This is a genomic window from Lachnoclostridium sp. Marseille-P6806 (assembly GCF_900625025.1).
GTDB lineage: Bacteria > Bacillota > Clostridia > Lachnospirales > Lachnospiraceae > CAG-791.
Genome location: NZ_LR130576.1, coordinates 60,926 through 81,202, shown reverse-complemented (window position 1 = coordinate 81,202; position 20,277 = coordinate 60,926). Strand labels below are relative to the sequence as shown.

Genomic DNA, 20,277 nt, shown 5'->3' with positions numbered 1-20,277 from the left:
TGATTTTTGCACACGCAATTTGTGCCGAAGCCCAAATTGCCCCTGATCGCAGCCTCAAAACCGCATGCGCGGATTTTGCGGCGCGTGCCTCGCTGAGAGACGCTCCGGCATGGAGGATTAGTATGCAGCAGAAGAAAATCCCGATGCGAAGCTGCATCGGCTGCGGCCGTAACCGACCGAAGAAAGAGCTTGTCCGCATTGTTCGTACACCGGAGGGAGAGATCGTTCCGGATGGAACGGGGAGAGCCCCGGGGAGAGGCGCATACCTCTGTTCGGATCCGGAATGCCTTGACCGGGCAATCCGCAGAAAGGCGCTTGGCCGCGCTTTTGAGACGGAGGTTCCGCCGGAGGCGGCCGAGCGGCTCAAAGGCAGCTTTGAAGCCATACTGCCCCGCGCGGACAGCGGACGAAGCCGCGGAACGGAGGCGCCGGATGCAGGATAGGGTGCTGGGATTTCTGGGAATTGCGGAAAAGGCGGGCCGGATTGCGGCCGGGAATTTTGCGGCGGATGAAGCCGTGAAAGCAGGCAGGGCCGCTCTCGTGATCGTCGCGGAGGACGCGCAGAAGAATACGGCCAAGGGCTTCCGGGACGCCTGTGCGTTTTATCATGTGCCGCTGCGCAGCTACGGAACAAGAGATGCGCTGGGACGGTCGGTCGGAAAGAAAGACCGCACGGTTCTCGCGGTTCTGGACGGCGGTTTTGCGAATCGGCTGATCCATATGCTGGATGCCTGCGGCGGAGAGGAAGCCCGCGGCAGGGACAGAGAGACGCCCGAAGAGGGCTCTGCAGAGCAGAGAAAGAATAAGAGAGGTTGCAATGGCGAAAACGAAAATCAGTGAATTGGCAAGTCAGTATCATGCGGAGCGGAAAGACATTCTGAATTTCCTTAAGGAGAACGGAGTGGAGGTCAAGACCGCGAGCAGCAGTGTCGACGACGATGCCGTTGCCATGGTAGCGAAGAAATTCGGCTCTGCGAAGCAGACGGCCCCGGTAAAAGAAGAGCTTCCGGAGGAGTCGGCGCCGGCGGCAAAACCGGAGACACAGGAGCAGAAGTCTGCGCCTGCGGAGGGGAAAACTGCGGCGGGAGATGCAGCGGCACGGCCCGCGGCGGCCGCTGCGAAGCAGACGGTTCCGGATGCCGGAGCGGCTCCTGTCCCGGTCAAGAAAAAAAAGAAGATCATTATTGTCACCAATAACAGCAGCGGCGTGCGTCGCGGGCCGGCGCAGGGGATGGGCTCCGGTCAGGGAGGCCAGCGGAGATCCGGCGGACGTCAGGGCGCGCCCATGAACGGCGGCCGCGGCAGTGCGGGCGGAAGCCGGAATTCCTTTGTGCAGCCGGTACATCGGATCATCAAGCCGAAGACGGTTCCGTCCCAGATGGAGATCGATTATCACAAGCCGGAACAGCCGAGACGGGAGCACACCGCGGGTGCAGAGGAGAGCGCCGCACAGGAGATGAAGCGGCAGGAGAACACGGTACAGGCCGCGGAACAGCAGCAGACGCCTGCGGCGCAGGAGACGACGGCACAGACGCCCGTATCGCAGGCGCAGACCGGCGAGGGGCAGACGCCCTCCCGCGGAACCTCTGCCGCGCCGGCGGAGACCTCGCCTCGCGCGGAGGAGAGACGCTCTCCTGCGCCGGAACGGAGAAATCCGGCAAGAAGGGGCCAGAATGCAGACGGACAGAGCCGCTCGGGCGTCGCGGGCCGTACGCAGGGAGAGGCTCCCCGGAGCTGGCCTCCGCGCCGGAGCGACGGCAGCTTTATCATCAGTACGCCGGCTCCCCGCACGGGCGGTTATGGAAATAACAATAATCGCGGCGGACAGGGTGGCTACGGCGGAAACCGCGGCGGACAGGGCGGTTACGGAAGCGGACGCACCGGCGGCCCGGGAGCAAGACCCGGTCAGGGCTACGGCGGAAACCGCGGCGGACAGGGCGGCTACGGGAGCGGACGTCCCGGCGCCGGAGGCCCGGGAGGATCGTTCGACCGCTCGAGAAGAGCGCCGGGAGGGAGACCTGCTCCGGCGGCAGGCGGAGACAGCTTTGTCAAGGACGCCGAGAAGCATCGCGACGAGAACCGGCGCAAGCAGGGGCAGGAGCGCGATAAGCGCAGCCGCAGGGAATACCTTTACAACGACGGAAACAGCGCGCAGAGCAAAAAGCCCGGCCGCTTCATAAAGCCGGAGCGCAAGATCGAAGAGGTGCAGGAGGAGCAGATCAAGACCATCTCCGTACCCGATAAGATCACCGTCCACGATCTCGCGGAAAAGATGCGCATGCGCGACGCCGATATCATCAAGAACCTGTTCCTCAAGGGACAGATCACCACGCCCAACACCGAGCTCAGCTATGAGGAGGTGGAGAAGCTCGTCATCGACTACGACATTCTGTGTGAGAAAGAGGAGCAGGTCGATGTGATCGAGGAGCTCCTGCGCGAGGAGGAGGACAGCCCGGAGACGATGGAGGACCGTGCGCCGGTCGTCTGCGTCATGGGACATGTCGACCACGGCAAGACGACGCTGCTCGATTATATCAGAGCCTACTCCATGGGTATTACCGACGAGGACAAGCGTGAGCGCGAGAGGAAGATGAAAGCGCTCAGCGTGGCGGATAAGGAGGCCGGCGGCATCACGCAGGCCATCGGAGCCTATCAGGTGGAGATCGACGGAAAGAAGATCACGTTCCTTGATACGCCCGGGCACGAGGCTTTCACAGCGATGCGTATGCGCGGAGCAAAATCCACGGATATCGCGATTCTCGTTGTGGCGGCGGACGACGGCGTTATGCCGCAGACCGTCGAGGCGATCAATCACGCCAAGGCGGCGGGCATTGAGATTATCGTGGCCGTCAACAAGATCGACAAGCCGGAGGCGGACGTCAACCGGGTGAAGCAGGAGCTGACGGAGTATGAGCTGGTTGCGACCGACTGGGGCGGAACCACGGAGTTCGTTCCGGTCTCTGCAAGATCCGGGCAGGGAGTGACCGATCTTCTGGAAACGATTCTTCTGACCTCGGATATCCTTGAGCTCAAGGCGAACCCGGACAGAAAGGCGCGCGGTCTTGTTCTGGAGGCGCGGCTTGACAAGGGGCGCGGCCCGGTGGCGAATGTTCTCGTGCAGAAAGGAACGCTCTGCGTGGGCGACTTCATTTCCGCCGGTGCGGCATCCGGCAAGGTGCGCGCCATGGTCGACGACCGCGGCCGGAGCATTCGGGCTGCCGGCCCGTCGATGCCCGTGGAGGTTCTCGGGCTTTCCGAGGCTCCGAGCGCAGGCGAGGTGATTCTTGCTCACGACGATGACAGAACCGCAAAGCAGTATGCGACAACCTACCGCAACCAGCACAAGGAAAACCTGCTGGAAGAGACCAAGATGAAGATGAGCCTCGACGATCTGTTCACGCAGATGAAAGAGGGCAATCTGAAAGAGTTCGACGTCATCATCAAGGCGGATGTGCAGGGCTCCGTCGAGGCGCTGAAAACAAGCCTCATGAAGCTCTCCAACGATGAGGTGGTGGTCAAGTGCATCCACGGCGGCGTGGGCGCGATCAATGAGTCGGATATCTCTCTGGCGGCGGCGTCCAATGCGGTCATCATCGGCTTCAATGTCAGACCGGATCCCATGGCCAAGAGCCTTGCGGAGCACGAGGGCGTCGACGTCCGGCTCTATAAGGTCATTTACGAGGCGATCAACGAGGTGGAAGCCGCGATGCGGGGCATGGAGGCTCCGGTCTATGAGGAGCAGGTGATCGGCCATGCCGAGATCCGTCAGATCTTCAAGGCTTCCCAAGTCGGAAACATCGCCGGTTCTACGGTGGTGGACGGCGTGATCCGCCGCGGCTGCAAGGTGCGCATCACCCGCGGAAGGGATCAGATTTTCGACGGCGATCTGAAATCGCTCAAGCGATTCAAGGACGACGTCAAGGAGGTCAAGGGCGGCTATGAGTGCGGTCTGGTCTTCGACGGCTTTGACGAGATTCAGGTCGATGATCGGGTAGAGGCCTACGAGATGGTGCAGGTGATCGGCGAGAGGGCGGCGCAGATCAAGGCGGAGCGCAGGGCAAAGGCCAAGGCAGAGGCAGAAAAGGCTTCTGCGGAGAATAAATAAGTAAAGACGGACGCTCTGTGCCGGGAAGCGAGTCAGGCTTTCCGGCACAGCGTTTAATGAGGCGAATATGAGAAAGAACAGTGTGAAAAACCGGCGGATCAACGATGAGGTTCAGCGTGCGCTCGCTTCGCTCATCAGCAGGGAAATCAAGGATCCCCGCATCAGTCCCATGACCAGCGTGACGCAGGTGGAGGTGGCTCCGGACCTCAAGACCTGCAAGGTCTGGATCAGCGTATACGGAGACCCGGAATCGGGCAGAAGCACTGTCCGCGGACTGGAAAGCGCAAAGGGCTACATCCGCTCCGCTCTGGCCCGCAGCGTCAATCTGCGCAATACGCCGGAGCTGCATTTTATTCTCGACGACTCCATCGCCTACGGTGTGGAGATGTCCCAGAGGATCGACGATGTAATCGCGGCCGACCGGGCGGCGGAGGAAGCGCGGGATGAGCAGACGGAACCCGCGGAGGGAACGGAGACAGCGCCCGCGGCAGGAGACGGGGAAACGGAGACGGAGTCTTGAGAATCTTAGAAGAAATCAGGAATGCGAAGACGGTCGGCATTTCCGGTCATGTGAACCCGGACGGAGACGCCGTGGGCTCGGCGGTAGGGCTTGGACTGTTTATCGAAAAAGCGCTGCCGGGAGCCCGTGTTGACATTTTCGCGGAGGATTTTAAGGAATCCCTGCGGGAGTATATGCCGGCGACGGACCGGATATGCTTTGAGCCCCGTGCCGATGTGAGCCGCTACGATGTGTTCATTGCGGTGGATACGGCGGACGACCGCCTCGGAGATGTCCGTCCGTTCTTCCGCAATGCGGTGCGGACCATCAACATCGACCATCATGAGAGCAATACCGGCTGCGCAATGACGAACTATATCTATCCGGACGCCAGCAGCACCTGTGAGCTCGTCTATGACCTGATCATGAAAGAGACGCTGCCGGATGGGAAACCGGCGGAGACGCTGCTTGACGAGCCAATTGCCAGAGCGCTGTATATCGGCCTGATCACCGATACCGGCGTATTCCGTTATGCCAATACCTCCGAGCATACCATGCGCGTCGGCGGGCATCTCCTGCGTTTTCTCCGAGAGGTGGAGCCGGGGGAGCTGATCGACGGGATTTTCTATAAGAAGAGCTATATTCAGCATCAGATTCTTGGCCGTGCTCTGCTTGAGAGTATGCTGATACGCGGCGGCACCTGCATCGTTAGCGTGATCGACCGCCGGACTATGTCCTTTTATCACGCGGAATCCAAGGATATGGACGGAATTGTCAGCCAGCTTATGCTGACATCCGGCGTTCATGTCGCTATCTTTCTCTATGAGATCGCGCCGCTGACCTACAAGGTAAGTCTCCGCTCGGACGGCTGTGTGAACGTGGCGAATATCGCGGCATTCTACGGGGGCGGCGGGCATGACCGGGCGGCCGGCTGCACGATCAACGCGCCGTATCACGACATCATCAATAACATTTCCGACAGCATTGACATTCAGCTGGACAGAATACATGGCAGATAGAATACAGTCGAATTACAACGGGATGCTGACCGTGCGCAAGGAGGCGGGCTACACCTCGAACGATGTGGTGGCGAAGCTTCGCGGCATCCTGCATATGCGGAAAATCGGCCACGGCGGAACGCTGGATCCGGATGCGGAGGGCGTTCTTCCGGTATGCCTCGGGAACGGGACGCGGCTTGTGGATCTCATCGCGGAGCGCGACAAGGAATATGTGGCCCTGCTCCGCCTCGGCATTGCGACGGATACGCAGGATCTCTCCGCGGGGGCGGTGATTCTCTCGGAATGCTCCGGGGAGCGGATCCGGGAGAGCGTTACGCCGGAGCGCCTCGCGGCAGTATGCCGCTCGTTTGTGGGGGAATATGACCAGATCCCCCCGATGTATTCGGCGCTTAAGCAGAACGGCAGAAGGCTCTACGAGCTCGCCCGCGAGGGGAAGACGGTGCCCCGCGCGCCGCGGCGGGTGCGGATTCATGCGCTTCTCGTTGAGAACGTCGAGCTCCCCTGCGTTACGCTGCGGGTGCAGTGTTCCAAGGGAACCTATATCCGGACGCTGTGCGACGATATCGGGACGAAGCTCGGTGTCGGCGGCGCGATGGAGCATCTCCTCCGCACACGGGTCGGAGGCTTCTTTCTGGAGGATGCGCTGACCTTGGATGGGATCAGAGAGCTGCAGGAGGAGGGGAGACTCTGCGAGCACATTCTTCCTCCGGACAGCTTTTTTGCGTCTGCGCCTCCGCTGCATGTTCTTCCGGAGCACGATTTCCGCCTGCGGAACGGCAACGTCATGGAGCCCGGACAGACGGACGGGGACGGAGCGGCGCTCCGCGCTCTCCGGGCGTCGGCACAGGGAGAAGAAGATGTCCGCGTCCGGATGTATTTTTCGGATGGCCGCTTCGCGGGGCTGTATTCCTTTGACGGACAGCGTCTGCGCCCCGAGAAAATGTTTCTGCCGGACTGATGCGCGGATTTTTTACATAGCAATTTGCGCAGAAGCTCAAATTGCTTTTGATCGTAGCCGCAAAATCCGCGCAGGCGGTTTTGAAGTGCGTGCCTTGCATAAAGATGCTTCGGTATGGTGGTACTATGAAAATTATAAATTCTGCGGAATTTCATATTGCGGAGCCGACTGCGGCGGCGATCGGCAAATTTGACGGCATTCATCTCGGGCATCAGAAGCTCCTGCGCGTACTTCTGCAGGCAAAAGAGCTCGGACTGGCCGCGGCGGTCTTCACCTTTGTGCCGTCTCCGGCGGTCTTTTTCGGCAGAGGCCGGACGGTGCATGAGCTCTCGACGAGAGAGGAGAAGCGAAGATGCTTTGCCGCGCTCGGCGTCGATTATCTGATCGAGTTTCCGCTGAATGCCGGGACGGCGGCCACGGAGCCGGAGGAGTATATCCGCCGCTATCTCGTAGAGCAGATGAACGTGCGCTATCTTGTGGCGGGGAACGACATCTCGTTCGGCGCGGGCGGGCGGGGGAATTTTGCGCTGCTTGATCGGCTGTCCGACCGGTACAGCTATCTCACGCAGCAGGTGGATAAGCTGAGGATCGAGGGAGTAGCCGTCAGCTCGACCTATATCCGCGAGCTGATTCAGGAGGGACGCATGGAGGAGGCGGCAAAGTTTCTCGGCGGACCGTACTCCGTGCTGGGAGAGATTGTCCGCGGAAACCAGATCGGGCGAACGATCGGTATTCCCACGCTGAATCAGGTTCCGGAGGAGGGGAAACTCCTGCCTCCGTTCGGCGTCTACTATTCCGAGGTGGTCTTCCGGGACGCCGGGACGGAGAACGAACCGGAGCCGGCAGGGGCAGGGATGCGGCCGGAGGACGGAGCCCCGGCCGGTGAGCGACGCTATTACGGCATGACGAACATCGGCATCAAGCCCACGATCCGGGAGGGAAAGCGTCCGGGCGAGCGGCCGCCTGTCACCGTGGAGACCTATCTCTATGACTTTGACGGGGATGTTTACGGGAGAACAGCGGAATGCCGGCTCCTCGGGTTCCGCCGGCCGGAGCGGCATTTTGCCTCTCTCGAAGCGCTGCGTGAGACGATGGACGCGGATATCGAAGCGGGGGAAAAATTCCATGCGGGGCACTGAGACGGCAGAAATGGAAAACGGCGCCGGGGGACTTCCCTCCGACGCCGCTTTTTCATTTCGGCGAATACTGCCGAGAAATGATCTTCTTGTAAAAATGATCTGTCTATGAAACGGCTTCACTTACGGCACGGCAGCGCTTCAGATATCTTTTTTCCAGAGGCCGTGAAGATTGCAGTATTCATAGGCGGCGACAGCCTTGTCTCCGTCGGCGACGGCAAAGACCGCCTCGGGCGCCTGACCCGGCTTCAGATCGACGCGCTGCACGCCCTTTTCGGTTTCCAGCGCGATAAAGGCGATGAAGTGCTCATCCAGCATCGGATGCGTGACCTCGCCGACATTGACGGTGATCCGGTTTCCGTCGACGGCAACAACCGGCACGTGCTTCTCAAGAGCGGCATCTGTGGTTCCGGGGATGAGCTCGCTCATCGCCTCGCCGCAGCATATGGTGGGAACACCGGTCTCCATCACCATCTCGATGACCTTGCCGCATTTGCTGCACTTGTAGAATTTCATTCCGTACTCCTTCTCATGCTTTGGGCATGCCGTGAAATTGTGGATGTAAAGCTGATGTATTTATTTTAACATAAGGGAAGTATATTTTGATGAGAAAAGAAAATCTTTGCAATGCCGGAGAAATCGTGCTATTATCATTACGCTGTGTCTGTACAGGACACGGCGGGAGACCGATGCCTGGGTGACGGACAACTCCGACCGCATCCCGGTATCCGGAGACAGCAAAGAGACAGGCCGGCAAAGAACCGGCGAAAGGAGCAGACATGATTACCGCAGAGAAGAAGACAGAGCTGATCAAAAAGTATGCACGCAGCGAGCAGGACACCGGTTCGCCGGAGGTTCAGGTCGCCGTTCTGACCGAGAGAATTCAGGAGCTCACCGAGCACATGCAGAAGAATCCCAAGGATTTCCATTCCAACCGCGGACTTCTGAAGATGGTCGGTAAGAGAAGAGGTCTTCTTGATTATCTCAAGAAAAAAGATATCGACAGATACCGTACGCTGATTGCGGAGCTCGGGCTCAGAAAGTAAATCCTGTATGCAGAGAGACGGCCATTGACCGGTTTCCGGTTGATGGTTGTCTTTTTGGTTTTTTCTTGCAGACGTGTACCGGAAGTTCAGAAGAGAAGAAGGAGAGAGAGATGTACAAAACGTATTCCATGGAACTGGCAGGCAGGCAGCTGTCGATCGACGTCGGACGGGTGGGGAAGCAGGCGAACGGCTGCGTGCTGATGCACTACGGCGATACCACCGTGCTCTGCACGGCGACCGAATCCAAAGCGCCCCGCGACGGGATCGATTTCTTCCCGCTCAGCGTGGAATATTCCGAGAAGTACTATGCCGTCGGCAAATTCCCGGGCGGCTTCAACAAGAGAGAGGGAAAGCCCTCGGAAAACGCCATGCTGACCAGCCGCGTCATCGACCGCCCCATGCGGCCGCTGTTCCCCAAGGACATGCGCAATGACGTCACGCTGGAGTGCCTTGTCATGAGCGTGGATCCGCAGTGCCGGCCGGAGCTTGTCGCCATGATCGGCGCGTCGGTCGCGACCTCGATTTCGGATATTCCGTTTGCCGGGCCCTGCGCGGCGACGCAGGTCGGACTTGTGGACGGCGAGGTGATCTTCAACCCCGGTCAGGAGCAGTGGAACAAGGGCGATCTGATGCTGACGGTGGCTTCGACCGCCGACAAGGTCATTATGATCGAGGCGGGCGCCAACGAGATCCCGGAGCGGGATATGCTTGACTATATTTACCGTGCGGACGCCCTGAACAAGCAGCTCATCGCTTTTATCAACCAGATCGTGGCGGAGGCCGGCAAGCCGAAGCAGGAGTATACTTCGGTGGCGGTTCCGGAGGAGATGTTCGAGGCCATGCGGAAGATCGTCTCCCCGGAGGAGATGGAGACGGCCTGCTTCACGGACGACAAACAGACGCGAGAGAAGAGAATCGTGGAGATCACCGAGCAGATGAGAGAAGCCTTTGCGGACAACGAGGCATATCTCGCGCAGCTCGATGAGGCAGTTTATCAGTACGAGAAAAAGACGATCCGCAAAATGATTCTCAAGGATCATAAGAGACCGGACGGCCGCGAGATCACGCAGATTCGTCCTCTGGCGGCGGAGGTCGATCTGATTCCGAGAGTGCATGGCTCCGCCATGTTTACCCGCGGCCAGACCCAGATCTGCGATATTGTCACACTGGCTCCCTTAAGCGATGCGCAGCGGGTCGAGGGACTGGATCCCTACGTGACCTCCAAGAGATATCTTCATCAGTACAATTTCCCGGCATATTCGGTCGGTGAGACGAGAGTCAGCCGCGGCCCCGGACGGCGGGAGATCGGCCACGGCGCGCTGGCGGAGAGAGCGCTGATGCCGGTGCTTCCCTCGATTGAGGAGTTCCCCTACGCGATCCGCGCGGTGTCCGAGACGATGGAATCGAACGGCTCCACCTCGATGGCATCGACCTGCGCGAGCTGCATGGCGCTGATGGCAGCCGGCGTTCCGATCCGCAAGCAGGTCGCGGGCATAAGCTGCGGTTTGGTGACGGGAGAGAGGGACGAGGATTTCGTGCTTCTCACGGATATTCAGGGACTCGAGGATTTCTTCGGCGACATGGACTTCAAGGTGACCGGAACGCATGACGGCATCACGGCGATCCAGATGGACATTAAGATTCATGGCCTGACGCGTGAAATCGTGGAGGGTGCGCTCCAGCGCTGCAAGGATGCGCGCGAGTATATCATGGCTACGGTCATGACCCCTGCCATTGCGGAGCCTCGCAAGGAGGTCTCCGAGTACGCGCCCAAGATCATCTTCACCCAGATCGATCCGGAGAAGATCGGAGACGTGGTCGGCAAGCAGGGCAAGACGATCAACGAGATCATCAAGCGCACGGGCGTCCAGATTGATATTGACGACGACGGCGAGGTTTCGATCTGCGGAACCGATAAGGAGGCTCTCGAGAGAGCGCGGGAGATGGTCGAGATCATCACCATGGACTTTGAGGAGGGACAGATTCTGGACGGCGTCGTCGTCTCGATGAAGGAATTCGGCGCGTTCGTTGAGTTTGCGCCCGGCAAGGAGGGTATGGTTCATATTTCCAAGATTGCGGATCACCGTATCGCGCATGTGGAGGATGTCCTTTCGCTCGGACAGAAAGTCACGGTCAAGTGCCTCGGCAAGGACCGGATGGGACGGCTTTCTTTCTCGATCAAAGACGCACAGTGACGATACTGGCTGCACGCTGACCGCGCCGCGGCAGTGCGCAGCAGCAACCCGGCGGCAGGGCGGACGGAAATCCGCTCTGTTTCTGCCGGGTATCTTTGCGTTTAAAGACCATGCGGCCCATTCCTCCCCGATTTGTTGTCGGGGAGGATAGCTCTGCGGCCGTGCACCAAATCCGGACAGAAAGGCAGTGACAGGCAATGACAGTACAAGATGAAATCAGAAGACGGCGCACCTTTGCTATCATATCGCATCCGGACGCCGGAAAGACGACGCTCACGGAAAAGTTTCTCCTTTACAGCGGAACGATCAACACCGCCGGCTCCGTCAAGGGAAAGGCTACGGCACGCCATGCGGTTTCCGACTGGATGGAGATCGAGAAGCAGCGTGGAATTTCCGTCACAAGCTCGGCTTTGCAGTTTGAATACGACGGCTATGTGGCGAATCTTCTTGATACGCCGGGGCATCAGGATTTCTCGGAGGATACCTACCGGACGCTGATGGCGGCGGATTCGGCCGTCATGGTCATCGACGGCAGCAAGGGTGTTGAGCCACAGACAAGGAAGCTGTTCAGAGTCTGCGCAATGCGGCATATTCCGATTTTTACGTTTATCAACAAGATGGACAGGGATGCGCTGGATACCTTTGATCTTCTCGATGATATTGAGAAAAATCTGGGTGTGGCCACCTGCCCCATGAACTGGCCGATCGGCTCCGGAAAAAATTTCCGGGGGATCTATGACAGGAAGCGGAATGAGGTGCTCACCTATTCGGAGACGCTGAAAGGAACCAAGGAGGGGCATGAGGAGAGGATTGCCTACGGGGACGGCGGGGCGATTGCCGCGGCGGTCGGGGCTGGGGCAAAGGAAACGCTCGACGGGGAGCTGGAGCTTCTCCTCGGCGCGGGCGAGAGCTTTGATGCGGACAAGGTGCGCGCCGGAGAGCTGACGCCGGTCTTTTTCGGCTCGGCGCTGCAGAATTTCGGCGTGGAGATTTTTATGCACGAATTTCTGAGGATGGCCCGGGAGCCGGAGGCGCGCATTTCCGACATCGGAGCGATCGACCCCTGTGAGCGTGGCTTTTCCGCATTTATCTTCAAAATTCAGGCGAATATGAACAAGGCGCACCGGGACCGCATCGCGTTCATGCGCATCTGCTCGGGGAAGTATGAGGCCGGCATGAATGTGGCGCACGTGCAGAGCGGGAGGGTCGGACGGCTGTCTCAGCCCCAGCAGCTCATGGCGGACGACCGGAAGATTCTGGAGGAGGCCTATGCCGGGGACATCATCGGCGTGATCGATCCGGGGATTTACAGCATCGGCGACACGTTGGCCATGCCAAAGGACAGGTTCCGCTACGAGGGGATCCCGACCTTTGCGCCGGAGCATTTCGCCCGGGTCAGGCAGGTCGACACCATGAAGCGCGAGAAGTTTGTGAAAGGGATCAATCAGATCGCGCAGGAGGGGGCCATTCAGATATTCCGCGAGATCGGCATGGGGATGGAGGAGATCATCTGCGGCGTTGTCGGTGTTCTGCAGTTTGACGTTCTTCAGTTCCGTCTGCGCTCGGAGTACAATGTGGAGATCATTCTGGAGCAGCTTCCCTATGAGCATATCCGCTGGGTCTCGAAGTGGGACGGCGATGTGAAGAGCATAGTCGGAACCTCGGATATGAAGCGGATCGAGGATCTGAAAGGGAACCCTCTGCTGCTCTTTGTCAACGAGTGGTCGGTGGGTATGGTGCTCGAGAGGAACCGCGGACTGGAGCTCTCCGACTTCCGCAAAAACTAATTTCTATGCAAATCATGCTTTCGATGATACAATTTACATAATAAACTGTGCGGCGGGCAGGAAATCTGTGTCCCGCACAGGGGGCAGACGCAGCGAGAGGTGGAACGATGGAAGATGACAGAATCTACAATGAGGTGCAGGCTGCCGCGGAGGCGACCAGAGATGCGGCAGTTCAGACTTCGGCGGAGCCGGAGGATGCGGTGCGGGACGAAGTGATCGGCATGGAACAGCCCGAAAAGGAAAAGGCGGGAGAGGAGCAGCGCCCCGGCAAGGCGGCAAAGCTCCGGGAGAGCATTCTGAATACGGCCAGCGATCTTCGGGAGAAGCTGGATGATGCGGGGGCAAGGCTCCGCAGGAAGAGCCCGGAGGAGCAGTCTGCCGCAAAGCGGGAGAGCGGCGGGGATGGCGTCGGCGTGATCCGGATTGCGGATGATGTGGTCGCCATGATCGCATCCTATGCGGCTCGCGAGATCGACGGCGTGACGGATATGGCGGGAACCGCACCGGGAGAATGGCTCGGCAGAGTCGGGTACAGAAATCCGCTGCGCGGGGTAAAGGTAGAGGTGGAGGACGGCTGCGTCCGGGCAGACCTCTCCATTGTCATGGGCTACGGCTATAATATTCCGGCGACCAGCTCCAAGGTACAGAGCCGCGTCAAGCAGGCGATTGAAAACATGACCGGTCTTACAGTCACGGACGTCAATGTCCGCATTGCGGGAATCACCGTCCCCGGCGGAAGCACGGAGCCGTCGGAGAAATAAGCAGAGGATTTCAGCATTTATGTACAGAAGAAGTTTACGGGAGCAGACGTTCAAGCTGCTGTTCCGTGTGGAGTTTAACTCCGAAGAGGCGATGGCGGAGCAGAAAAAGCTTTTTTTTCAGAACGACGACGTGACCTTTACGGAAAAGGACCGGGAGGAGATCGAAGCGAAGTTTGCGAGGATCACAGAGCTTCTGCCCGGGATTGACGGCGCGCTGGCGGAGGCTGCCGAGGGCTGGGATCTTAGCCGCATCGGCAAGGTGGAGTTGACGATTCTGCGTCTTGCGGTCTACGAGCTTCGCTATGACAGTGCTGTTCCGGAGGGCGTGGCCATCAACGAGGCGGTTGAGCTGTGCAAGAAGTTCGGACAGGAGGGTGCGCCGTCCTTTGTCAACGCCGTGCTCTCGCGCTTTACCGAGGAGGGCAGGGCGCGGGCCGAGCGGAGCGCCGCGGCGAAACGTCTCGCCCGCAGGGAGCAGACTGAGGCAAGGGACAGGGAACGGGCAAACGTCTACATTGTGAAAGCAAAGAAATGAGAACGCCGTATTCCGTATCCCAGATAAACGCATATATCAGAAATATGTTCCGGCAGGATTATATGCTGCAGTCGATTCTCGTGAGAGGCGAGGTCAGCAACTGCACATACCATTCTTCCGGACATATTTATTTTACCCTGAAAGATGCCGGCGGAACCCTGTCCTGCGTGATGTGGGCAGGAACGGCCCGCAGCGGCGGTCTCACTTTCCGCATGCGGGAGGGCGACGGCGTCATTGTCGCCGGTGCGGTGGATGTATTTGAAAAGAGCGGGAAGTACCAGCTCTATGCGAGCCGCATTATTGCCGACGGGATCGGCGTTCTGGCGGAGCGCTATGAGAAGCTGCGCGCGGAGCTGGAGGAGCAGGGCATGTTCGACCCCTGCTATAAGAGGCCGATTCCGGTCTACATCCGGACGCTCGGGGTGGTGACGGCCGAGACCGGCGCCGCCGTGCAGGATATCTGTTCTATCGCGCTGCGCAGGAATCCCTTTCTGCGCATCATACTCTATCCGGCCATCGTGCAGGGGGACGAAGCGCCGGGCAGCATCATAAACGGCATCCGGGCGCTGTGCGCGCTGCCGGAGGAGATCCGCCCGGAGACGATTATCGTGGGCCGCGGCGGCGGCTCCATTGAGGATCTCTGGGCGTTCAACGAGCGGGCGGTTGCGGAGGCGGTGTTTGACTGCAAGGTTCCGATCATTTCCGCGGTCGGACATCAGACGGACACCGTGATCACCGACTGGGTGGCCGATCTGCGGGCGGCGACGCCCTCGGAGGCGGCGGAAAAGGCGGTGTTTGAATACCGGCGCTTTGCCGAGACGCTGAGCGCTTTTCATGACGGGCTGTATCGCGGGATCTGTTCCCGCCTCGACCGTCTCCGGGCGGAAGCGGCGGGCTGCGGGCGGGCGCTGCGCCATCTCTCTCCGGAGAGCCGGATCCGCAGACAGCGCATGGAGCTGCTGCATATGGAGGAGGCGCTGCAAAGCGGAATGACGGCCCGGCTTGCTGCGGCGCACCGGTCGGCGGAGGCCTTGTCTCCCGGAACGCTTACGGAGCAGATGCAGAAGAGAATTGAGCTTCTCTGGCACCGGCTTGCACTCTCGGCGGCGGAGCTCGAGGGCGTCTCTCCTCTGAAGCGCCTCTCCGGCGGCTACGGCTATGTGACCGGTCGGTCGGGGCTCGCCGTGCAGCATGCGGCGGAGCTTTCGCCGGGGGATGCTCTGACGATACGGATGCAGGACGGGCGCGTGGAGGCGACGGTGGACCGCGTGAGCGCGGAGGAGTAAGGATCAGTTATGAAAAAAAAGCCGGAAGAAATGCAGGAAAACACCATAGAGCAGTCTCTCGAGGAGCTGCAGGGACTGCTGGAGCACATGCAGGATCCGCAGCTTCCCCTCGAGGAGGCTTTTGCTCTGTATGAAAGGGGCATGCGCCTTACACGCTCCTGCAGCGAGCGGATCGACGCAGTGGAAAAGAAAGTGCAGAAGCTCGCCGCGGACGGTTCGCTGGAGGATTTTGCACTGCGCGGCGAGGAGCAGGAGTCGTCCGCAGAGTGACGGGAACATTCGGAAAGCAGGGAGGCGGTATGGGATTTGACGAAGAGCTGAGGGGAAGAACGGAATACTGCAATCGGGTGCTGGAGCGCTTTCTTCCCGAGGAAAAAGGGTACCCCCGCACGGTCATCGAGGCGATGAATTACAGCGTCCGCGCGGGCGGGAAGCGCCTGCGGCCCATGCTGACGGCTGAGACAAGCGCCATGTACGGAAGCCGTCCGGCTCTGGCGGAGCCCTTTATGGCGGCGCTGGAGATGATACACAGCTATTCTCTTGTTCATGACGATCTTCCGGAGATGGACAACGACGAGTACCGCCGGGGGAAAAAAACGACCCATGCGGTGTACGGGCAGGGCATGGCGGTGCTTGCGGGCGACGGACTTCTGAATTATGCCTACGAGACGGCGATGAAGAGCTTTGCGGAGGCGCAGAGCGCGGAGGAGACGGAGCGCGTTGTGAGGGCGCTGCAGCTCCTTGCGGCGGGAGCCGGGATCTTCGGCATGGTGGGCGGCCAGTGCTGCGATCTGGATTCTGAGAAAAAGCGGATCGACGGAGACACTCTCCTCTATATTCACCGCAATAAGACAGCCGCGATGATACGCAGCGGCTTCCAGATCGGAGCGATTCTTGCGGGTGCGCCGGAGATCGATATTCGGGGCCTCGGGGAGATTGCCGACGATATCGGGATTGCGTTTCAGATCCGGGATGATATTCTGGATGTGGAGGGAGACCCGGAGGAGCTCGGCAAGACGCTCGGAAAGGACGCCGAGGAGGCGAAAGCGACCTATGTATCCATTTTCGGCATGGAAAAAGCGAAAGAGGACGCAGAGCGCATGACGGAGGAAGCGCTTCGGCGTTTTGATGCGCTTTCGGCAAGGAACCCGTTTCTGCGGGAATTGATTGTCTCTCTGGCCGGCCGGACGCACTGACCGGCGGGGACATGGAAGACAGGGAAATGAGGCGTCTGCGGGAGCTTTGCAGGCGGAATGCAAATTATGGGTATTTTACTGGATTCAATTCAACAGACCAATGACATCAAGAAAATTCCGGTGGAGTATTACGACCGTCTGGCGCAGGAGATCCGCGAATTTCTCGTGGCGAAGCTCTCGGTCACCGGCGGTCATCTGGGGAGCAATCTCGGGGCAGTCGAGCTGACGATGGCGCTTCATCTGGCGCTGAATCTTCCGGAGGATAAGATCGTGTGGGACGTGGGGCACCAGTCGTACACGCACAAGATCCTCACAGGGCGCAAAGCCGGTTTTGACACGCTGAGGCAGTACGGCGGGATGAGCGGATTTCCGAAGCGCTGCGAGAGCGACTGCGACTGCTTTGACACGGGGCACAGCTCGACGTCGATTTCGGCGGCGCTGGGACTTGTGAGGGCGCGCGATCTGCAGGGAGGAAAGAATACGGTCGTCGCAGTGATCGGCGACGGGGCGCTGACGGGCGGGATGGCCTACGAGGCTCTCAACAACGCGGCCAAGCTGACCACGAACATGGTCATTGTTCTCAACGACAATGAGATGTCGATCAACCGGAATGTGGGCGGGCTCTCGAGCTATCTCAATGATATACGGACCTCCGACAGCTATATCCATCTGCGGGACAAGGTCTACTATTCGATCAACGACCGTCAGCCCAAGGCGGTGAGCGTAATCCGGAGGGCGAAGAATTCCATCAAGCAGCTCATGATTCCCGGTATGTATTTCGAGGATCTCGGCATCACCTATCTGGGGCCGGTGGACGGCCACGACGTGAACTCCATGCTCCGCGTGCTGCAGGATGCCCGGCGTATCAACAAGTGCGTGCTGATCCATGTGGTGACGCGCAAGGGAAAGGGCTATGAGCCGGCGGAGAATCATCCGGCCAGATTTCACGGGACCGGTCCCTTTGATATCCGGACAGGACTTCCGAAGAGCCAGAAGACAAGGGCGGACTGGACAGATGTGTTCTCGACGGTCATGGTCAAGCAGGGGCAGCGCAATCCGAAGATCGTGGCGATCACGGCGGCCATGGGGGACGGCGTGGGGCTGAAGCGCTTCCGCATGCTCTACCCCGAGCGCTTTTTTGACGTCGGCATCGCGGAGCAGCATGCTGTGACCTTTGCGGCGGGGCTTGCGGCGGGGGGAATGATCCCGGTCGTCTGTATTTACTCATCGTTTCTGCAGAGGGCCTATGATCAGATTATCCATGACGTCTGCATACAGAAGCTCCATGTGATTTTCTGTGTGGACCGGGCGGGACTTGTAGGGGCGGACGGCGAGACCCATCAGGGGATCTTTGACCTTTCATTCCTGAGCTCTGCGCCGAATATGACGGTCATGGCGCCCAAAAACAAGTGGGAGCTTTCGGACATGATGAAATTTGCGGTAGTCTGTGACGGGCCGGTCGCCCTGCGCTATCCGAGAGGCGAGGCCTACGACGGCCTTGAGAGCTTCCGTCAGCCGGTGGAATACGGACGGTCGGAGCTTCTGTATGAGGAAAAGGATATCGCTCTTCTTGCGGTGGGACATATGGTCGGGGAGGCGGTTCGGGTCCGCGAGCTGCTCCGGGCGCGCGGCCTTTCCTGCTCGCTGGTGAACGCCCGCTTTGTGAAGCCGCTTGATACAGAGCTGCTGGATGCCCTGTGCCGGACGCACCGTCTGATTGTCACGATAGAGGAGAATGAGCTGCGCGGTGGCTACGGCGAGGCGGTGGATCAGTATTTTACATCGGGGAACGCAGGCGTTTCCGTCTGCAACATCGGAATTGAGGACAGCTTTGTCCGGCACGGAGGAGTCCCGCAGCTTCGGAAAGAATGCGGCATCGATGCCGAATCGGCGGCGGAGCGCGTGGCATCCGCGTGGAGATCAATTTGAAAACTCGTCTGGATATTCTTCTGATGGAGCGCGGCCTCGCGCCGACCCGGGAAAAAGCAAAGGCCTGTATCATGGCCGGCATCGTATATGTGAACGGGCAGAGGGAGGACAAGGCGGGAACCGGCTTTGACCCGGACCCGGAGCATACGGCGATTGAGATCCGGGGGCAGGCGCTGCGGTATGTGAGCCGGGGCGGGCTCAAGCTGGAAAAGGCGCTCGCGGTATTTCCCATTTCCCTCAGAGGGAAAACCTGCATGGACATCGGCGCATCCACCGGAGGCTTTACGGATTGTATGCTGATAAACGGCGCCGCGCGGGTCTATGCGATCGACGTGGGCTACGGGCAGCTCGACTGGAAGCTGAGGAACGACCCCCGGGTTGTGTGTATGGAAAAGACGAATTTCCGCTATCTTACCCGTAGGGAGCTTGAGGAAGCCGATGAAAAGGCCGGCGGAGAGGATCCGGCAGCGCTTCCGGAATTTGCCTCCTGCGACGTGTCCTTTATCTCTCTTTCAAAAATTTTACCGGCAGCGCGGGATATTCTCCCTATGGAGGGAGAGATGGTATGCCTCATCAAGCCGCAGTTTGAGGCGGGCCGCGACAGGGTCGGGAAAAAGGGCGTCGTCCGCGATCCGGCCGTTCACGAAGGGGTGATCCGGCGCGTCGCGGAATATGCGGAAGCAGCGGGATTTTGTGTGCGGGGACTTGATTATTCCCCGATCCGCGGGCCGGAGGGAAACATCGAGTATCTCCTGTGGCTCGGCGGCGCGGGGGAGAGGACGGAGCTTACGGACGGGAGCATCGCGGCGCTGGTCGGAGCGGCGCACGAGGAGCTGGATCGGCAGGCATGATGGAAGAGTTCTTTATCATCACAAATACGAATAAGGACCCGGAGCTTTGGTATCAGCGGAGAATTGCCGATTTTCTTGAGGCCCGGGGAAAGCGCTGCCGTTTTGCCTGTGAAACGCCGGACGGCGCAAAAAAAAGCCCCGGCGACCATACGGACTGCATTCTGGTGCTCGGCGGAGACGGCACCATGCTGCAGGCCGCGCGGGAGAACGTGGATCGCGGCGTGCCTCTCCTCGGAATCAACCTCGGGACGCTGGGCTACCTTGCCGAGATTGAGAAAAACGGCTGGGAGCAGGCGCTGAGGCAGCTTCTCTCCGGAGACTATCTGATCGAGGAGCGCATGATGCTCGAGGGTGTGGTCAACGGGGAGAGCCGCGCCGATCACGCGCTGAACGACGTGGCGATCACGCGCTTCGGGTCCCTGCAGATGGTCTCCTACGCGATATACGTCAACGGACAGTATCTCAATACCTTTCAGGCGGACGGAGTGATTGTCTCGACGCCGACCGGCTCTACCGGTTACAATATGTCTGCGGGGGGACCGATCGTCGAGCCGTCGGCCCGGGCTCTTCTGCTGACACCGATCTGTCCGCATACCCTGAATGCCCGCAGCATCGTTCTCTCGGCGGAGGACGTGATCTCCATCGTGATCGGGCAGAGCCGGGAGGGAGAGAACGCGCAGGTAGAGGTCGATTTTGACGGGAGCGGGAGCCGTCGGATCGTCCATCCGGGAGATGAAATACGCGTCTGCAGGGACAGGAGAACGGTCCGGATCGTGAAACTCAGCCAGAGGAGCTTTCTGGAGACACTCCACCGGAAAATGACCGGGTAGGATGCTTTTAGTGTGAAAAATCATGCTGATGCGCTGATTTATTCCGTGAACGAAAAGTGCTGTTACGTAGTGGGACGGCACGAGACGCGAAGCGGCTCGCATCTCTGCGCGCCGGCGCAGAGATTTTGCGCACGGCTATTTGTG

Annotated in this window: 19 protein-coding genes; 18 read left to right on the top strand and 1 reads right to left on the bottom strand. The window is 59.6% G+C overall.

Features of this window, described 5'->3' with window-relative positions; all coding sequences use genetic code 11:
• Nucleotides 1-122: 122 nt before the first annotated feature.
• From rnpM to ribF, 7 genes are all read left to right on the top strand, one after another.
• Nucleotides 123-443 carry an RNase P modulator RnpM gene (rnpM, locus tag E0E20_RS04555; protein WP_130837028.1) on the top strand — a complete coding sequence of 107 codons (321 nt, stop codon included), beginning with the start codon at nucleotides 123-125 and terminating at the stop codon, nucleotides 441-443.
• Nucleotides 433-840 carry a L7Ae/L30e/S12e/Gadd45 family ribosomal protein gene (locus E0E20_RS04550; RefSeq protein ID WP_130837027.1) on the top strand — a complete coding sequence of 136 codons (408 nt, stop codon included), beginning with the start codon at nucleotides 433-435 and terminating at the stop codon, nucleotides 838-840. Before rnpM ends, E0E20_RS04550 begins: the two co-directional genes overlap by 11 nt.
• On the top strand, nucleotides 818-4,105 hold the full coding sequence (gene infB, locus E0E20_RS04545; protein ID WP_130837026.1) for a translation initiation factor IF-2: 3,288 nt from the start codon (nucleotides 818-820) through the stop codon (nucleotides 4,103-4,105). Before E0E20_RS04550 ends, infB begins: the two co-directional genes overlap by 23 nt.
• 67 nt (nucleotides 4,106-4,172) lie before the next feature.
• Nucleotides 4,173-4,625, top strand: a complete 453-nt coding sequence (rbfA, locus tag E0E20_RS04540) for a 30S ribosome-binding factor RbfA (protein ID WP_130837025.1) — start codon at nucleotides 4,173-4,175, stop codon at nucleotides 4,623-4,625.
• Nucleotides 4,622-5,623: a DHH family phosphoesterase gene (locus E0E20_RS04535; protein WP_130837024.1), complete on the top strand. Its 1,002-nt coding sequence runs from the start codon at nucleotides 4,622-4,624 to the stop codon at nucleotides 5,621-5,623. The genes rbfA and E0E20_RS04535 overlap by 4 nt, the downstream gene beginning before the upstream one ends.
• Nucleotides 5,613-6,581 (top strand): tRNA pseudouridine(55) synthase TruB, encoded by a 969-nt coding sequence (gene truB / locus E0E20_RS04530; protein ID WP_130837023.1) that lies wholly within the window; start codon nucleotides 5,613-5,615, stop codon nucleotides 6,579-6,581. Before E0E20_RS04535 ends, truB begins: the two co-directional genes overlap by 11 nt.
• Before the next feature lie 125 nt (nucleotides 6,582-6,706).
• On the top strand, nucleotides 6,707-7,720 hold the full coding sequence (gene ribF / locus E0E20_RS04525; RefSeq protein WP_130837022.1) for a bifunctional riboflavin kinase/FMN adenylyltransferase: 1,014 nt from the start codon (nucleotides 6,707-6,709) through the stop codon (nucleotides 7,718-7,720).
• Nucleotides 7,721-7,858: 138 nt separating this feature from the next.
• Here ribF and E0E20_RS04520 read toward each other — a convergent pair whose 3' ends face one another.
• Nucleotides 7,859-8,233, bottom strand: coding sequence for a desulfoferrodoxin family protein (locus E0E20_RS04520; RefSeq protein WP_130837021.1), 375 nt, complete (start codon nucleotides 8,231-8,233; stop codon nucleotides 7,859-7,861).
• Nucleotides 8,234-8,496: 263 nt separating this feature from the next.
• Here E0E20_RS04520 and rpsO point away from each other — a divergent pair, with 263 nt between their 5' ends.
• The 11 genes from rpsO to E0E20_RS04465 all read left to right on the top strand — a co-directional run bounded on the left by rpsO (nucleotide 8,497) and on the right by E0E20_RS04465 (nucleotide 20,133).
• A complete protein-coding gene (gene rpsO, locus E0E20_RS04515) occupies nucleotides 8,497-8,763 on the top strand; it encodes a 30S ribosomal protein S15 (protein ID WP_130837020.1) in 267 nt (88 codons plus the stop codon).
• 110 nt (nucleotides 8,764-8,873) lie between these two features.
• Nucleotides 8,874-10,958 carry a polyribonucleotide nucleotidyltransferase gene (locus E0E20_RS04510; RefSeq protein WP_130837019.1) on the top strand — a complete coding sequence of 695 codons (2,085 nt, stop codon included), beginning with the start codon at nucleotides 8,874-8,876 and terminating at the stop codon, nucleotides 10,956-10,958.
• A 197-nt stretch (nucleotides 10,959-11,155) separates the two neighbouring features.
• Nucleotides 11,156-12,745, top strand: a complete 1,590-nt coding sequence (locus tag E0E20_RS04505) for a peptide chain release factor 3 (protein WP_130837018.1) — start codon at nucleotides 11,156-11,158, stop codon at nucleotides 12,743-12,745.
• 107 nt (nucleotides 12,746-12,852) lie between these two features.
• Entirely contained in the window at nucleotides 12,853-13,506 is a 654-nt protein-coding gene (locus E0E20_RS14410; RefSeq protein ID WP_330508796.1) for an Asp23/Gls24 family envelope stress response protein, read from the top strand.
• A 19-nt stretch (nucleotides 13,507-13,525) separates the two neighbouring features.
• A complete protein-coding gene (nusB, locus tag E0E20_RS04495) occupies nucleotides 13,526-14,041 on the top strand; it encodes a transcription antitermination factor NusB (protein ID WP_130837017.1) in 516 nt (171 codons plus the stop codon).
• Nucleotides 14,038-15,327 carry an exodeoxyribonuclease VII large subunit gene (gene xseA / locus E0E20_RS04490; protein ID WP_130837016.1) on the top strand — a complete coding sequence of 430 codons (1,290 nt, stop codon included), beginning with the start codon at nucleotides 14,038-14,040 and terminating at the stop codon, nucleotides 15,325-15,327. Before nusB ends, xseA begins: the two co-directional genes overlap by 4 nt.
• Nucleotides 15,328-15,336: 9 nt before the next feature.
• A complete protein-coding gene (gene xseB / locus E0E20_RS04485; protein ID WP_130837015.1) occupies nucleotides 15,337-15,597 on the top strand; it encodes an exodeoxyribonuclease VII small subunit in 261 nt (86 codons plus the stop codon).
• A 29-nt stretch (nucleotides 15,598-15,626) separates the two neighbouring features.
• Nucleotides 15,627-16,523: a polyprenyl synthetase family protein gene (locus tag E0E20_RS04480; protein WP_130837014.1), complete on the top strand. Its 897-nt coding sequence runs from the start codon at nucleotides 15,627-15,629 to the stop codon at nucleotides 16,521-16,523.
• A 72-nt stretch (nucleotides 16,524-16,595) separates the two neighbouring features.
• The gene (gene dxs / locus E0E20_RS04475; RefSeq protein ID WP_130837201.1) at nucleotides 16,596-18,452 is read left to right on the top strand and encodes a 1-deoxy-D-xylulose-5-phosphate synthase; all 1,857 of its coding nucleotides are present in this window, start codon (nucleotides 16,596-16,598) and stop codon (nucleotides 18,450-18,452) included.
• Nucleotides 18,449-19,303: a TlyA family RNA methyltransferase gene (locus E0E20_RS04470; RefSeq protein WP_130837013.1), complete on the top strand. Its 855-nt coding sequence runs from the start codon at nucleotides 18,449-18,451 to the stop codon at nucleotides 19,301-19,303. The genes dxs and E0E20_RS04470 overlap by 4 nt, the downstream gene beginning before the upstream one ends.
• A complete protein-coding gene (locus E0E20_RS04465; protein WP_330508793.1) occupies nucleotides 19,300-20,133 on the top strand; it encodes an NAD(+)/NADH kinase in 834 nt (277 codons plus the stop codon). The genes E0E20_RS04470 and E0E20_RS04465 overlap by 4 nt, the downstream gene beginning before the upstream one ends.
• Nucleotides 20,134-20,277: the final 144 nt, after the last annotated feature.